Source organism: Shimia isoporae, assembly GCF_004346865.1.
GTDB classification, from domain to species: domain Bacteria; phylum Pseudomonadota; class Alphaproteobacteria; order Rhodobacterales; family Rhodobacteraceae; genus Shimia; species Shimia isoporae.
Window position 1 is genome coordinate 236,495 of record NZ_SMGR01000004.1, and the last position, 15,579, is coordinate 252,073.

The 15,579-nt window shown below is 55.2% G+C and carries 15 protein-coding genes; 5 read left to right on the forward strand and 10 right to left on the reverse strand.

Going from position 1 to position 15,579, the window contains the following annotated elements:
- Window positions 1–7: 7 nt before the first annotated feature.
- A complete protein-coding gene (locus BXY66_RS18035) occupies window positions 8–1,585 on the reverse strand; it encodes a DUF5928 domain-containing protein (RefSeq protein WP_132861794.1) in 1,578 nt (525 codons plus the stop codon).
- 148 nt (window positions 1,586–1,733) lie between these two features.
- Here BXY66_RS18035 and BXY66_RS18040 point away from each other — a divergent pair, with 148 nt between their 5' ends.
- The 3 genes from BXY66_RS18040 (at window position 1,734) to BXY66_RS18050 (ending at window position 4,122) form a co-directional block, all read left to right on the forward strand.
- Entirely contained in the window at window positions 1,734–2,552 is an 819-nt protein-coding gene (locus BXY66_RS18040; protein ID WP_132861795.1) for a sulfotransferase family protein, read from the forward strand.
- A gap of 110 nt (window positions 2,553–2,662) precedes the next feature.
- Entirely contained in the window at window positions 2,663–3,391 is a 729-nt protein-coding gene (locus BXY66_RS18045; RefSeq protein WP_132861796.1) for an SDR family NAD(P)-dependent oxidoreductase, read from the forward strand.
- Entirely contained in the window at window positions 3,388–4,122 is a 735-nt protein-coding gene (locus BXY66_RS18050; protein WP_132861797.1) for an SDR family NAD(P)-dependent oxidoreductase, read from the forward strand. Before BXY66_RS18045 ends, BXY66_RS18050 begins: the two co-directional genes overlap by 4 nt.
- Window positions 4,123–4,207: 85 nt before the next feature.
- On the opposite strand, the gene BXY66_RS18055 is transcribed toward BXY66_RS18050, so the two are convergent.
- The 8 genes from BXY66_RS18055 to BXY66_RS18090 all read right to left on the reverse strand — a co-directional run bounded on the left by BXY66_RS18055 (window position 4,208) and on the right by BXY66_RS18090 (window position 13,280).
- Entirely contained in the window at window positions 4,208–5,362 is a 1,155-nt protein-coding gene (locus BXY66_RS18055; RefSeq protein WP_132861798.1) for an ABC transporter substrate-binding protein, read from the reverse strand.
- Between the two features lie 47 nt (window positions 5,363–5,409).
- A complete protein-coding gene (locus BXY66_RS18060; protein ID WP_132861799.1) occupies window positions 5,410–7,293 on the reverse strand; it encodes an AMP-dependent synthetase/ligase in 1,884 nt (627 codons plus the stop codon).
- Window positions 7,294–7,315: 22 nt separating this feature from the next.
- Window positions 7,316–8,089, reverse strand: coding sequence for an ABC transporter ATP-binding protein (locus BXY66_RS18065; protein WP_132861800.1), 774 nt, complete (start codon window positions 8,087–8,089; stop codon window positions 7,316–7,318).
- Entirely contained in the window at window positions 8,089–8,859 is a 771-nt protein-coding gene (locus BXY66_RS18070) for an ABC transporter ATP-binding protein (protein WP_132861801.1), read from the reverse strand. Before BXY66_RS18070 ends, BXY66_RS18065 begins: the two co-directional genes overlap by 1 nt.
- The gene (locus tag BXY66_RS18075; RefSeq protein ID WP_132861802.1) at window positions 8,856–9,941 is read right to left on the reverse strand and encodes a branched-chain amino acid ABC transporter permease; all 1,086 of its coding nucleotides are present in this window, start codon (window positions 9,939–9,941) and stop codon (window positions 8,856–8,858) included. Before BXY66_RS18075 ends, BXY66_RS18070 begins: the two co-directional genes overlap by 4 nt.
- A 5-nt stretch (window positions 9,942–9,946) precedes the next feature.
- A complete protein-coding gene (locus tag BXY66_RS18080; protein WP_132861803.1) occupies window positions 9,947–10,822 on the reverse strand; it encodes a branched-chain amino acid ABC transporter permease in 876 nt (291 codons plus the stop codon).
- A 150-nt stretch (window positions 10,823–10,972) separates the two neighbouring features.
- The gene (locus tag BXY66_RS18085; RefSeq protein WP_132861804.1) at window positions 10,973–12,088 is read right to left on the reverse strand and encodes an acyl-CoA dehydrogenase family protein; all 1,116 of its coding nucleotides are present in this window, start codon (window positions 12,086–12,088) and stop codon (window positions 10,973–10,975) included.
- A 10-nt stretch (window positions 12,089–12,098) separates the two neighbouring features.
- The gene (locus BXY66_RS18090; RefSeq protein WP_132861805.1) at window positions 12,099–13,280 is read right to left on the reverse strand and encodes an acyl-CoA dehydrogenase family protein; all 1,182 of its coding nucleotides are present in this window, start codon (window positions 13,278–13,280) and stop codon (window positions 12,099–12,101) included.
- 195 nt (window positions 13,281–13,475) lie between these two features.
- Here BXY66_RS18090 and BXY66_RS18095 point away from each other — a divergent pair, with 195 nt between their 5' ends.
- Both BXY66_RS18095 and BXY66_RS18100 read left to right on the forward strand, forming a co-directional pair.
- Window positions 13,476–14,072 (forward strand): TetR/AcrR family transcriptional regulator, encoded by a 597-nt coding sequence (locus BXY66_RS18095; protein WP_165929239.1) that lies wholly within the window; start codon window positions 13,476–13,478, stop codon window positions 14,070–14,072.
- 77 nt (window positions 14,073–14,149) lie between these two features.
- On the forward strand, window positions 14,150–14,623 hold the full coding sequence (locus BXY66_RS18100; protein ID WP_132861807.1) for a DUF1203 domain-containing protein: 474 nt from the start codon (window positions 14,150–14,152) through the stop codon (window positions 14,621–14,623).
- Between the two features lie 13 nt (window positions 14,624–14,636).
- Here the strand turns inward: BXY66_RS18100 and BXY66_RS18105 are convergent, their stop codons facing one another.
- Window positions 14,637–15,569, reverse strand: coding sequence for an ABC transporter ATP-binding protein (locus BXY66_RS18105; RefSeq protein ID WP_132861808.1), 933 nt, complete (start codon window positions 15,567–15,569; stop codon window positions 14,637–14,639).
- Between the last annotated feature and the right edge of the window lie 10 nt (window positions 15,570–15,579).

Here is a 15,579-nt window from a genome sequence, read left to right on the forward strand (position 1 = left end):
TGACGGATCAGTCAGCGAACAGGTAATCCGTCCGTGCGATCCGTTCGGCCACGTCTTCAGGCACGTGCAGGAATTGTGCGATGGCGGGTACATAGTCTTCAATCTCGTCCGACTGTCGCATGATGTTCAGGTTTTCGAATTCCGCATCACGGATACGGTCGCTTTCGTTCACAATGTCACGCCGAATAGTCGGAAGCAGTCGCTCGAGCGTGTCTTGTGGGGTCTGCTCCCCTGCAAGACCGATCCGCATGGAGTGTCCAGTCAGATATTCGTCGGTGAATTCGCACTGAATTTCGAGCATTCTGGTGGTCGACCGATCGCCAAAGAAATCCTGCATAAGGTCCATTGCTGATGGGTCAAGGCACACAACCAAACGGTTTGTGTCATAATAATCAAACAGCATCCGCATCAAAGCTCTGCGGTGGCGCGTACGTTTGCCCAATGTCGATTGGATGCCCCCGAGATCGGGGAGGGGTGTGCCTTCTTCGTTGAAAAGATAGGCAATTGTCGGGATGTCGGTTTCCTGACCGATTTTTTCCAGCAAACGCTTGGCTACGTGCCACTTCTTGCACACAAGAAGCATCAATTCGCGATCCCGACCCAAGGAGCTTTCAGTCTCCCAGAAACGGCTCGCAAACCGCTTTCCAACGCGGCCACGCCCGGTGAGGAATTTGAACAGGCTTGGACCTTCTGCCGAGATCTGAAAGTCCACACCCGTTTCGGCATAGAGCGCTCCGAGCCGTTCTTTGAGTTCTATAGCCTCAGGACTGATCTTTCGCGCGAACAGGTAGTCCTGCGTCAGCAACAGATCGTAGTGGTCGTTGTAAAAGGTGAGCGGCATACCATAGTCACTGAACATCAGAAAAGTCAGGGTGCGCGTACGGATTTCTGTTGCGGGCACCAAATGGCGGACGATCGTCTGGAAGAAGGTTTCGTCCGGAATCCATGTTGTTCGGAAGAACCGCATGACGTCTTTGCGCTGTTTGGTGAAGTGCAGAACGGCTTCAATCGTCTGGCGGCGCAAGCACCACCACTGGCTGCCGATCATAACTTGAATGTCGGCGGGAATTTCGCGGGTCAATCCAAGCCGGCGTTGCAGCTTGAAGGATGTGTAGAACCGCCACTTTTGTGTCCGCTCATTGAAGAAATGGCGGTAAATCAGCCGCTCTCCCTTCATGCCCGTCTTGATCCAGTCGCTTTCGAAGTAGTCGAAGCTCTCGATGAAATCGACGTCGTTGTCGTCCAGAAACTTATGAATGTATTCCGACGACTTGATCACCATGCAGTCGCCGGAGACCATGTAAAAATGGGTCGCGCGAGGAAATTTCTCGACGGCGGTTTCCACCGCATACAGCGTGGCTTCGACCAGCGACCATTCTCCCCAGCCGCATTTGATGCGTTTGTGGGCGAAGGCGACGTTGGGGTTTTTCCCAAGTGCAGTGGTGATCTGCTTGTAGTGTTCCGGATTGGCGCGGGCGTCGAAGTGGATCGAGATATAGTCGCCTGTTGCGGTCAGGCTTTCGGCCTGCTTGATGATCGCCTCAGGGTCCTTGTGGCACAGCAAAATATACGCAATTCGTGCCATAAACCTACGTGATCCCCACTTTGACGATAGTGTTTTATCCATTTAAAGATAAAGAAGCTTTGAATAAACAGGCTTTGTTGGGATTTTTTTTAGTTCTGACAGTCAACTACCGACGGTAAGAACCGCGGCATGGCAGGAGGCGAGTGATATGGGTTTTCCGGGAACTTGGATGACAGAGAGCGAGAGCGTGGTCTATCGCGTGGTGCCAAAATGCGCCTGTTCAACCATCGGCCAGATCATGTTCTATTCGGATCATGGCCAGTTCTTTGACGGCGATATCCATGACGCTAAAGGGGGTATGCACAAGTGGGCGCTGGAAGATAGCCACCAGCCGATCATCGACAACGTGCGTGATCACAAATCCTACGCGTTCACCTGTGTCCGTAACCCCTACACCCGTATTTTGTCGTCCTTCTTTGACAAGATTTGCGGTATCCAGCGGAACGGCAAGCGTTACCGGGGCAACCTCGTCCCGATGTTGATTCAGAAATACGGGATCGAAGTGGGCGGTGATGATGGCAAACAGGATTTCGACCAGATCCAGAGTTTCCGTCGGTTTCTTCTGTTCGCGCGGGATACCATTCGGTGGCGCCGCCCTATGGACCCGGACATCCATTGGTCGGCCATGTCAGGCCACATTTCCACGTTCATCGTGAACGGTGGTCATTACGACCGGATTTTCTGGACCGAGCAATTCAACGAAGGCATGCAGGGTGTGCTGGACAACATCGAAACGCCTCATGCGGTCGATCTCACCTCGATCCCGCGGTTCAATGAAAGCGAAGGGCACGGCCCCAAGCGGGCTCACCCTGTCGAGGACTATTTCGACGATCTTTCGATGCATCTCGTTTACGAAATCTACAAACGGGATTTTCAGTTGTTCAAATACGATTTTGAAAACCCTGGAAACAAGATGCCAATCGGCGAGATTGATCTGGATGAAGTGCACGCCAAGCTCGGCGACTAACTAACAGGGCCGTTCTGTCTGGACTGTCGTGAAACGGCTTTTCCGGCGTCGATTTCTGCACAGTTGATCCTGACATCACGGCTAAGCTTCTCCTGAAGGGAGAGGCTATTATGGCGAGTTTTCGAGGAAAAACAGCGCTGGTAACCGGCGCGGCAGGAGGGATCGGCCGCTCTATCGTGGCGCGACTTCAGGCAGAAGGCACGACTGTCATGGGGGTCGACCTCAGCGCGGCTGAAGCGGATCATAATGTAACTGGCGATTTGATGTGTGGCGACTTTTGCAATGGCCTACCTGAACACGCCGTCACCACGATGGGACGCCTTGATTTTCTTGTGAACAACGCGGGTATCATCACACGTGGGAAGATCACCGAGGCGACGGATGAGGATTTCGCACGCTCGATGGCGATCAATGTTGAGGCACCCTTTCGACTTTGTCGCGCAGCAATACCTTTGATGGCTGATGCAGGTGGGGGAGCAATTGTGAATGTCGCATCGTGCTGGGGCGTGCATCCTGGCCCCAATCACCCGATTTACGTGAGTTCCAAGGCAGCAGTGGCCTCTTTGACTCAATGCCTTGGTATGGATCATGCGCATCAAGGCATCAGAGTGAATGCGGTTTGCCCGAATGAGGTTAACACGCCAATGATCCGCACCGGGTTTGCGACTCGCGGCCTCGATCCGGAAAAAGCCATAGAAGACCTCAACGCCTCGGTGCCTTTAGGAAGGATCGCAGAGCCCGATGACATTGCGGATGTCGTCCTGTTTCTGGTCAGCGATCAGGCAAGGTATATGTGTGGTGCTTTGCTCGAGGTGAACGGAGGAAAGCCGGTTCAATGACGCGTTGGAAGGACAAGGTAGCTCTGGTCACTGGCGGGCGCAGCGGAATTGGCGCGGCGATTGCGGCTTGTTTGGCGGAAAAGGGTGTTCGGGTTTTTACCGCACAGCGTGGAAAAGACGCCGTGAACGAAGCGATTGAGGCGGATTTTCTACGTCCTCAGGAGCCTGAGCACGTGATCGGCGAAGTCATACGGCGGGCAGGGCGTTTGGACATGCTCGTAAACAACGCCGGTTTGATGCGCGAAGGCACAGCGTTGGAGACGTCGGTGGAGGATTGGACCGACACTCTTCAGCTCAATCTGACTGCGCCCTTTATGCTTATCAAACATGCCTTGCCGCATTTGATCGAGGCCAAAGGCGGGATCGTGAATATCGGTTCGATCGAAGGTCTGGGATCTAATCCCCGGCATCCCGCGTACTGTGCGTCCAAAGGCGGCATCCATGCTCTGACCCGCGCAATTGCAGTGGATCACGGGGCAGACGATGTGCGGTGCAATGCCATTGCTCCGGGATGGATCGACACCGAACTCAACACAGCGTTCGTTGAAAGCCTTGGGGATCCTGCCGCGTTTCGAGCCGAGATAGGGTCCCTTCATCCGGTTGGTCGCACAGGAAAACCGGAAGAAATCGGGGCGCTTGCGCGCTGGCTGTTGTCGGATGAGGCCGCCTTTGTCACAGGGCAGGTCTGGACTGTTGATGGTGGGCGAATGAGCAAACTGAGTTTGCCATAGGAAAACTCAAATTTCCGAGAGTAGGCATAACAAGAAAGGCGGGCTCGAGAGCCCGCCTTATGGATAGATAGTTGCAATGCGAAGCTTACTGGCGCGACACCAGTTTCCAGCCGCCGTTTTCCACAACGGAGATTGTCACTTCGTCCACACCCTGGTGGTCGCCGGGGCCATATTTGACCTGTGCATCGGACAGCTCGTCATAGTAGTCGAGCGTTTCCATTGCCGCCTGGAAGCTTTCATGGGTCAGATCGGGACCCGCTGCTTCAAGAGCGCGTACGACGGTGTCGGCTGCGGAATACCCCAGCATTGCAAAGCCGGAGGCAGGCTGGTCGTACTTGGCTTTGTAGTCCGCGATGAACTTGCCCGGAACTGGGTCACCTGCGCGGGAGTAGAGGTCTACCCAGCCAGCAGATGCATAAAGACCATCGGTCACACCGCCCGGAACCATTGCAACCGGCTCAAGGAAGCCTGCAGAGGTGTTCAGGAACTTCACATCTGTCCAGCCAAGCTTCTTGGCGGTGCCAACTACTGTGATACCCTGACGGACACCCAGCGCCATCGTGATCACGTCACAACCAGCAGACTTCAGCTTGGTCAAGGAACCGACAAAGTCCAGTTCGTCCGGCTTGTGTGTGGTCTCGCCACCAAGGGTCAGACCCAGAGAAGCGGTGACATCTTTGGTCGACTCGGCGATTTCCTTGCCGAAGTCGGACGGGATGTACATTGTGCAGATCTCTTTCGCGTCGAACTCGCTTGCGAGATACTTCACGCCAACCTGAACCTGATCCCAGTAGCTAGAGAAACCGATGAACTTGTTGTCGATCGGATCTTGCAGCATCTGGCGCGCAGCAGACAGCGGGCCAATGTTCGGGATGCCTTTTGGATCCAGCAGTTTGAAGCCTGCGATGTTCATCGGTGTGCCAAGCGACAGAACCATGCCAAATACTTTGTCGCGGTTCAGCAATTTGTTGTAGCCCTGCATGGCGCGCGGGATCTGGTAGCCGTTGTCCTCCACAACGAACTTGATCTGGCGGCCGTGCACGCCACCTGCGGCGTTCACTTCGTCAAAGCGCATGTTGGCACCGTTCACGGCGGGCACACCCACCGCGGCAAAGATGCCGGACAGATCGTTCACCGAGCCGAACACCACCTCGGTGTCGGTCACACCTTGCGTTTCCGCAAAGGCCTGAGACGAAAGCGCCATGGCGCCTGCCGCAACTGCGGTCGTCAGTTTTTTCATGTTTTCCTCCCGTTGGTTAAGTGGTCTTGAGCCACAATAAATTCAGCTTAGTACATTTCCTCGATAAGTCCCGCGTGTTTCTTCTCCACGAAGCTACGTTTCAGCTTCATGGTCGCGGTAAGTTCTTCGTCTTCCGCCGTCAGCAGAACGTTAATCAGGCGGAAATCCTTGATCTGTTCCACACGGGCAAAGTCTTTGTTGACCTCATCAACCTCCTTTTTGATGAGATCGACCACCTCCTGCGCTGCACAGAGCGAAGCGAAGTCGGAGAAGGGCACTTTGAGGTCCTGCGCATATTTCTCAACGTTTTCCTGATCAATCATGATCAGACAGGTGAGGTATTTACGCGCGTCACCAATCACCACAGCGTCAGAGATGTAGTGACTGAACTTCAAACGGCTTTCGATTTCCGCCGGAGTAATGTTTTTACCGCCGGCGGTGATGATGATGTCCTTGAGGCGGCCGGTAATCGAGACAAAGCCGTCTGTGTCAACCTTGCCGACGTCGCCAGTCCGAAGCCAGCCATCATCGGTGAAGGTTTCGGCGGTCTTTTCGTTGTTGCGCCAGTAGCCTTGAAAATTGTTCAGGCCAAAGGTCTGGATTTCACCATCTTCGGCAATCCGCACCTGAAAACCGGGTACAGCTTTTCCTACCGTGCCGATCTTGTTGTCATCTGGCAGGTTAATCGAGGCCAAACCCGCGTTTTCAGTCATGCCATAGCCTTCGAGAAGCTGGACACCAATGGCCCAATACCACCGGATCAGATCCGGCGAAATCGGGGCTGCGCCGGTACCGCCACGGCGCATCTTATCCATACCAAGCATGCGTCGAAGGTTGCGCAGAACAAGGAAATCCCAGATCGCAAAGTTGATCTTGGTCCCCATCGGCACGGGCTTGCGTTCCAGCAGATAGTCGGCGCGCTTGAGGCCCGCTTTGACAGCAAGTTTGAAACAAAGACGCCCAATCGGAGTGGCTTCTTGTGACAGGACCAGAACACGGGAATAAATCTTTTCCCAAACGCGAGGCACAGCGGTGAAGTGTGCCGGCGAGACTTCCTGCAAGTTGTCAAAGACGGTTTCGGTGCTCTCCGCGAAGTTCACGGTCGCCTTGCCGGCGATCGGAAAATAGGCCGACACATTGCGCTCAAGAATGTGACACAGCGGCAGAAAGCAGAGCTGTTCGTCATCATCGAAAGTAGGCAAGGCATGTGCGCCGGACACACAGCCGGAAATCACGTTTTCTTGGCTCAGCATCGCGCCTTTCGGCATTCCTGTGGTGCCGGACGTGTAGATTAATAGGCCCGTGTCGCCCGGCTCTGCCTTTGCAATTTCTTCCTCGAAGAAACCATGGTTCTCGGCTTCGAAAGCTTTGCCAGTGTCATAGAGTTCGTCGATGAACACGCATTTCTCGTGACGCAGGTCATGCAGACCGTCTTCATCGAGAATAATGACCTTTACGACATGCTCTGCCTGGTCTTCAATTTCGAGAAACTTGTCGAGCTGCTCGTCATTCTCAACGAACAGGAAACGGCTGCCACTATCGCGTAGCAGGTATTCCAACTGGCTGGCTGAGTCGGTTGTGTAAACACCGGAGGCGATCCCGCCAACGCATTGGATGCCCATATCGGCGTAAAGCCATTCCTTCCGGTCCTCAGACAGGATTGAGACGACCTCGCCTCGCTCCATGCCCAAAGCTCGAAGGCCAAGGCCAATCCACTTCGCGTGGTTCCAATAGTCTTTCCACGTATAGCTTTGCCAGATGCCAAGATCTTTTTCGCGATGCGCGGTGCGCTCGCCCAACTGTTCGCAGCGTTTCTGAAAGAGCGAAACCATTGTATCGCAACCATCAACCAGCGCAGGGCGTTGGCCCGGCGTGGCTGAAACGACAACGCCGTTGATCTCGATCTGGTCGGTATTTGTGTGCACGTTCATTGCATCTCCTCCCTGCGTCCGATCAACGCCAAGTCTTCTTGCGTTTCCAGCGGCGCTCGCCGCGCGCGCCTTCTTCCTGATGACCAAGATAGAAGGACTTAATATCCTCACTTTCCATCAGGCGATCAGCCGTATCGTCCATTACGATACGGCCGACTTCCATCACGTAGCCGACATCGGCGAGTTCCAACGCCACCTTGGCATTCTGCTCCACCAACATCATGGTCACGCCTTCATCTTTGTTAAGGCGTTTGAGGATCGCGAAGATCTCCTGAACAAGAAGTGGGGATAGGCCAAGGGACGGTTCATCGAGCAGCATGATCTTCGGGCGCAACATCAGGCCACGACCAATCGCGAGCATCTGCTGCTGACCACCTGACAGCGTGCCGGCCTCCTGATTGCGGCGCTCGGCCAAAATCGGGAAGTAGTCGAACACCATCTCCCGGTCTTTCTCGATTTCGGCTTTGTCGGACCGTGTGTATGCCCCCAACGACAGGTTTTCATCTACTGTCAGAAGTGGAAAGACCTCGCGGCCTTCGGGCACATGAACGATTCCCTCGCCAACGACCCTGTGCGGTTCCATCCCCTGAATTTCGCGACCTTCAAAAATCACCTGACCTTTTTCCGGATCCATAATGCCAGAGATGGTTTTTAGGAGTGTGGACTTTCCGGCGCCATTGGCTCCGAGCACAGTCACCACCTGGCCCTTTTCAACCTTCAAAGACACGCCACGGATTGCCATGATAGGTCCGTAGAAGCTTTCGATGTTTTTGATATCAAGTACGGTTTCGGCCATTATGCTGCTCCCGCACCAAGATAGGCTTCGATCACGGCAGGATCGGATTGAACCTGTGCCGGCGTACCTTCGGCCAGTTTGGCCCCGTCTGCGAGTGCAAGCACGCGGTCGGAAACGCCGCTTACCAGCCCCATATCATGTTCCACCATCAATACGGTGATCCCCATCTGTTTGCGGATGTCGTCAATCCACCACCGCATGTCTTGTGTTTCTTCTACCGAAAGTCCGGAAGCCGGTTCGTCCAGCAACAGCAGGCGCGGACCAGAGGCCAGCGCGCGGCCAAGTTCGACAACTTTGCGCACACCGTAAGGCAAGCCCGCGATCATTTTGTCGCGATAGGGTTGCAAGTCGAGGAAATCGATGACTTCTTCGACCGCTTCTCGGTGATGCTTCTCTTCGCGCCGCGCTTTGGAGGTGAACAGCATTTCCTGCAACAAGTTGGTCTGGCGATGGCGATGCCGGCCGACCAGAAGGTTTTGCAGCACCGTCGCATGGTCAAACAGCTCGATGTTCTGGAAGGTACGGGCAATTCCGAGATCGGCCACCGAGTCCGCCTTTAGGTCCAGTAGGTTGTTGCCGTCGAACGAAATCGAGCCGGCATAAGGATCGTAGAACCGTGAGATCAGGTTGAACACGGTGGATTTGCCTGCCCCGTTCGGTCCGACGATGGCGTAAACTTCGCCTTCCTCCACCGAAAAAGTCAGGTCATTTACGGCCACGACGCCACCAAACTTGAGCGTCGCGTTTTTGATTTCCAGCAGGTTGCTCATCTCAGGCGCTCCGTCTTCAAGTAGCTCTTCTGGCGCTTAAACATGTCCTTGCGCGCAAAGGGGAACAGTTCGAACCAAATGCGGATTTTCATCCAGCGGCCGTAAATGCCCATTGGTTCAAACAGGATGAAGAGGATCAGGATCATACCGAACACGCCGGTTTCCAGACCGGGAATGGCGACGCCGCCGCCAATGACGGTTTCTTTGGCGATCGATAGGAACTGCGGCAGGAAGGCCACCACCACTGCGCCGAAGAACGCGCCGTGGATGGAGCCAAGGCCGCCGATTACAATCATCATCAGAAGTGTGATGGAGATAACGATGTTGAACGTTTCGTTGTTGAACGCGCCCGAATAGAAGCCCATCAAAGCGCCTGCCAAACCGGTAATGGCGCAGGAAATGCCAAACGAGATTGCCTTGGTCTTAGCGATGTGAACACCCATTGCTGTGGCTGAGACTTCACTGTCACGGACGGCAGCGAAAGCTCGTCCAAGTGGCGAGCGCAGTATGTTGCGATAGGCCAGCGTGCAGAGGATCGTCACGGCCAGCACCAGCCAATAGAAACGATCCGGTGTCGTCCAGCGTTCGATCTCGATGCCGAAGATGTTGATCATGGGGGCAAACTTGCCTGAAACGCCGTCAGTAATCGGCTCCATAAGGACGATGATGTCATCCGCGAGGATCGACAGGGCAATTGTCGCAATTGCCAAGTAGATGCCGTGCAGACGTATTGCGGGGATGGCAATGATGGTACCCACAACACCGGTCAAGAAACCTGCAGCGGGGAAAGCGATCAGGAAGGGCCATCCTTGCTCCATGAAGATTACGCAAGAGTAACATCCAAGCGCCAGGAAAGCCGCATGACCAAGAGAGGCTTGCCCAGTTTGGCCGGTTAGCATCATCAGGCCAAGACCTGCGATTGCCCAGATCAGGACGTTTGTGACCTCACCCAGATAAAAATCATCAATCAGCCAAGGCAACACGACCGCGATAAAAATCAGGCTCGCGTAGACGAAGAAGCTCCACCAGTCCGGAAACAACCGGATGTCGTGCTCATAAGATGTTTTGAAGTGTATACGCATGAGCCTCAGACCTTCTTGGTGCGGACCTGGCTGAACAGGCCGTGCGGACGGAAGACAAGCACGAAGAGCAAGAGCGCGTAGGGTGCGATCTGGCTGTATCCGGCAGGGAAATAGTAGGAGGCGAAAGGTTCGATTACTCCAACGATCAGGCCGCCCATAAGTGCGCCCGGGAGCGATCCGAAGCCACCGATCACCGCAGCTGCAAAGGCCTTGATGCCAAGAAGACCAGCGTTCGGATCAATCGCACCCTTGGAAGCAAAGAGGATGCCGGCAACAGCAGCAACTGCGCCAGACAGACCCCAGATCATGCCCTGCACCCGCTTTACCGGGATGCCCATAAAATAAGCCGCCATCTGGTTCTGCGACGCCGCTTGCATCGCAAGACCCAGTTTTGTGCGTTGGAAGAACTGGTAGAGGAAGAAGGTCAGCAGAACGGTCACGACGATAACTGCAACATCCGCGCGGCCAAGCACCAGGCCACCAATGTTGATGTCCCCGATGGCCAGCGGGCTTTCCAGCGTTTGCGGCTCGTGCGTCCAGATTAGACCTGCAACGAAGCGGATCACAAAGCCCAGCGCGATGGTCAGGATCACCACTGCGGTTTGGCTTTGACCAAACAGATGACGCAGAACAAAGAAATCCAGCAGGTAGCCCAGCACCGCCATAATGGCGATTGCAAGCGGAGCTGCGACCCAGAACGGCAGTCCCATGTAGTGAGCATTCGTTAGGCCCAAAGTGATAAAGGCGCCAAGCATCATAAAGTCGCCTTGGGCGAAATTCACTTGCTCAGTCGCCTTGTAAATCAGCACGAAGCCAAGCGCGATCAGGCCATAAACACAGCCGTTCGCAAGCCCGCTGACGAGCAGTTGCAAAACTTCCAATTTTTCCTCCCATTGCCGGTTTTCCGGCATTTATTGACGGTCAGTGTTCCGACCTGCCCCCCTTGCGTCAAGCGCGGCGGCCCCTCCATTGGCCGTCGCGCCGTTACGTCACGTGATATTGCCGTTTACGTTTCCGTAAACGGCAATTTGTCAGAGTCCGCGGTGCCTCAGCAGCCACTCAGTATGATGTCCTGCATCGCCCAAGAATTCAGCAAGTGCCCGATCGCGCTTCATAAACAGTCCAAGATCCATTTCGTCTGTCATGCCAATTCCGCCGTGCATCTGCACGCCTTCCTCGGTTGCCTGACGCCCAACACGAGCAGCCTTTGCCTTGGCGGCGCGGGTCAATGCGTCCGCGTCTTCGCGACCTTGGTCCAGTGCGACAAGCGCCTCAGCCACGAGCGACGACGTTTGCTCGAGTTCGCAATAGAGGTCCGCAGCGCGATGCTGCAACGTCTGGAACATGCCAATCAACACTCCGAATTGTTTGCGTGTCCGCAGGTACTCGAATGTCTGTTCCGCTGCGGCTTTGGCCACACCAAGCTGTTCCGCAGCCGCGACCGCCCGACCCGCTTGAAGGGCTGCGTTCAGTGCTTCTTCTGCTGACTCGCCTTCAGCGATTACCGACTCCAGCGGAACTTTCACGTCGTCCAGAGAGACAACCGCGGCATTGCGGTGATCCAGCATGACTTGAGACGTCACCGACACGCCCGCAATTTGCGGATCAACCAGGGCCAAGACCAGTGAATCTCCGTCTTTGGCAACGACGATCAGGCGGTCAGCTTCGACACCGTCCACCACAAAAGACTTGCGACCATTCAACGTAAAGCCATCTGCCCCTTTCGAGGCCGTTGTCGCGATGCTCTTCGGGCGATGCTTGGCGCCTTCCTCCAGGGCCAAAGCAATCACGGCTTCGCCACCCGCGATGCGCGGTCCCCATTGTGCAAGCGCCTCACCGCCAGCATGACGGAGAAGGGTCGCCGACAGTACAGCCGTTGAAATGAAAGGACCCGCGGTCAGGTTCTTGCCCATTTCCTCGGCGATCAGTCCTGCCGCGCGAAAGCCAAAATCGGCGCCTTCTACCTCTTCAGGCAGGACAATTCCCATCCAACCCATTTCTGCCATCTCACCCAGGATCGCTTTGTCGTATCCGAGAGTAGATCCGCTATCCCGCAGCGCTCGAAAGGTCGTAATTGGGTGTGATTTTGCGAGCAAACCGGAGGCGCTTTCGGCCACCATGCCCATATCTTCGTTCAGAATTTCCATGACGCTTCCTTCACCCGGGCATCTTGAGAATGGCTTTGGACAGGATCGACAACATCACTTCGGATGTGCCGCCTTCGATGCTGTTGGCTTTGGAGCGCAACCAGTCTTTCGCAGCCTGACCTGCGTCGTTGGATGCGCCTTCCCAGACCAGATCGTTGGCTCCACCGGCGCCGACGCGTAGCGATTGGCGACGCTTGTTGAGCTCTGTTCCAAGATATTTTAGTTCAGCCGACCGCGCACCCAGTTCGTTGCCGGCGCGCATGTAGGCGCGCGTCATCGCGACATGGGCATCAAAAGCCATTTCGTCGACAAGAAAGGCACCCAGTTCGGCCCTCATCATCGGGTCATCCAGCCGCCCACTTTCGTCGAGGCCGATTGCCTCTACCGCATCCGATACCAAATCTGATTTCGCAAAAATTGCAGAATCCGAGCCGCCAATCATCTCGCGTTCGTGGGTCAGAAGGTACTTGGCAATCGTCCAACCTTGACCGCGCTCGCCGACGATTTGTTCCGAAGGTACTTTGACCGCATCAAAGAATGTCTCGCAGAAAGGAGAGGCGCCGGAGATCAGTTTGATCGGTTTGGTGCTAACTCCTTCGCTTTCCATGTCAAACAAAAGGAAAGAGATGCCAGTGTGTTTCTTTTCATCCGGTTCGGTACGCACCAGGCAGAAGATCCAGTCAGCCTTGTCTGCATAAGACGTCCAGATTTTTTGACCCGTGACCTCGAAGTGGTCGCCCTTGTCTTCGCCTTTGGTCTGAAGGCTCGCGAGGTCGGATCCGGCTCCCGGTTCGGAGTAGCCCTGACACCAGCGAATCTCGCCGCGTGCGATCTGTGGCAAATAGTGACGTTTCTGTTCTTCGGAACCGAACTGCAGTAGCGCGGGGCCCAGCATCCATATCCCGAAGCTTTGCAGCGGCGGGCGGGCGTTGATGCGGCGCATTTCTTCGGCGAGCACTTTTTGTTCAGGGCCGCTCAGGCCACCTCCGCCATACTCCTTGGGCCACGCGGGCACTGTCCAGCCGCGTTCCGCGTTTGCTTGAAGCCATTGCTTCTGCGCAGGCGAACTGAACTCGAACTTACGTCCGCCCCAGCAAATGTCGTCTTCACCCATTGGTTCGCGCATCTCCGGCGGGCAATTCTTTTCCAGCCACGCACGCGTCTCTTCCCGGAACTGTTCCAGGTCCGTCATCTTGATTTTCCTCCCTGCCGCAATACCCGTCGCAAGGCATTGGCGTTGCATGACTGATGGAAACATACTACTGAGTATGCTGTCAACGAAGGCCACCCCCACGACGTCGCGTCAGCCGATGCGTCTCACCCAAGGGAAGGTGGCGAGGGGAAGAAGCGAATGACTGCGGCGACCGCGGGTGCGGACAAAAAACCCATGAGCAAATCCAAGGCTGAAATCCTGGATGCGGCTGCAGAAGTGTTCATGAAACTCGGGGCGGATACGGCCTCGATCGACGACGTTGCGCGCCACCTTGGAGCTACTAAAGGACGGATTTATCACCATTTTCCGTCCAAAGGCGTGCTGCTGGCCGAAGTATGTCTGCGGGCTGCCGATTTTGTTCACGAGGTCGTCGGGCCAGCGGTAGATGCTTCGGCGACACCAGAAGCGAATCTGCGTAGAATGATCGCGCTTCATATTCCGGAAATCCTGCGGACTTTGCCGTATCACAAAGTCATCATTCAGTCGTACGTCGGCATGAACCAGAAATCCACGACAGCGCTGGAACGGGAGTTGTTTGACCGGATTCGAGTCGAACGCCGTCAGTACGAAGACATCTTTCGGAACATTCTGAAGGCTGGCATTGAGGATGGAAGCTTTCGTGAGCAAAATTTGTCAATCGCTCTTCAATCCGTGCTTTTGCTGATCAACGCGCCAGTGTTCTGGTACAAACCGCGCAAGAACGAGCCAACCAACTTTGTCGCTGACCTGACAGATCAATTGGCTGACATGGCTGTTTCTGCGCTGCGCTGAACTGATTACGCAGGTTTCGGGTCGAGAGGCCGCACTTGCTCTGACTATCTGTTGTCACACATCAGATGGAGAAGCCCATGTTACAATATATTCCAATGCCCACCGAAGAAGTGCGTTCCCTTCAAAGAGGAGACCCGGATGCCTACGGACGCACTCCTGAGCATCAGGTGTCGGATGGCGAAGGCGCACCATGTCGCCATTGCTTGAAAAACATTCCCAAAGGAGCCGGTATGCTGGTTGTGGCGCACTGCCCGTTCCCCGAAAAACAACCTTACGCCGAAACTGGCCCGATTTTTCTCTGTGCCGATGAATGCGAAGCGCCGACCGACAGGTCCAGCGTGCCCGATGTGTTGGCAAGCTCCGCAAGCTACCTCGTCAAGGGCTACTCCTCGGACGATCGTATCGTTTACGGCACCGGCGCAATAGTCGCCTCAGAACGTGTAGATTCAGCGGCGCGAGAAATATTGGAACATACAGGCGTCGCTTATGTTCATGCGAGATCGGCGAGCAACAACTGTTATTTGCTTCGCATAGAGGACAGCCAGAAATAGAGGTTGGAGTTCTCTAGGATCTTGCTGTCAACTTCAGGAACACATCCTCAAGGTCAGCCTGCTCTGTTTTCACGTCAGCAATGGCGATACCAGCTTCGTGTACAGCGCGCAGCACGTCTTCGGCGCTTGTGGCGCGGGCATGATAGGTTAGTGCCAATGCGCCGTTGTCACGCAGGCTGACGTCAACTCCATCGAGCTCCGGTAAACGCTCCGACTTGGCGACCGGGTCTATGACCATGCACTTGCTGTCGATCTGCCCAAGAAGGTTCGCGGTGCTGTCCTGTGTGACCAGTTCGCCGTGGTTGATGATCGCAATTTCGTCGCACATCTCTTCCGCTTCTTCGAGGTAGTGCGTCGTTAGAATGATTGTCATTCCGCGCTCTGCGTTGAGCTTGCGGATATTTGTCCAGAGCATTTGGCGCAGTTCGATATCAACCCCTGCTGTCGGTTCATCAAGGACAAGGATTTGGGGGTGATGCACCAGTGCTTTGCCCAAGAGAAGACGCCTACGCATACCTCCAGACAAAGTCCGCGCGTAGGCTTCTGCCTTGTCGGACAAGCCAACCATCGCGAGAATTTCATCGCTGCGTCTCTGTGCCTTTGGCACGCCATAAAGCCCGGCTTGCACTTCCAATGCCGCGCGCGGCGTAAAAAATGGATCGAGATTTAGCTCCTGAGGCATGACCCCAATCGCCGCGCGGCTTTGGCGCGGATTTTCATCCTGATCAAAGCCCCAAATGCGGACTGAGCCTTCAGTTTTGGTCACGAGGCCGGCCATGATGTTGATCATCGTGGATTTTCCGGCTCCGTTGGGCCCCAAAAGTCCAAAGATTGACCCTGATGGAATGGTCAGGTCGACGCCTTTCAGGGCATGTTTCTCAGGCTCGTTGCGCCCGCCGCGGTAGGTCTTTTTCAGTCCGTTGATTTCGATCGCATTACGGGTCATGGCTGCTCTT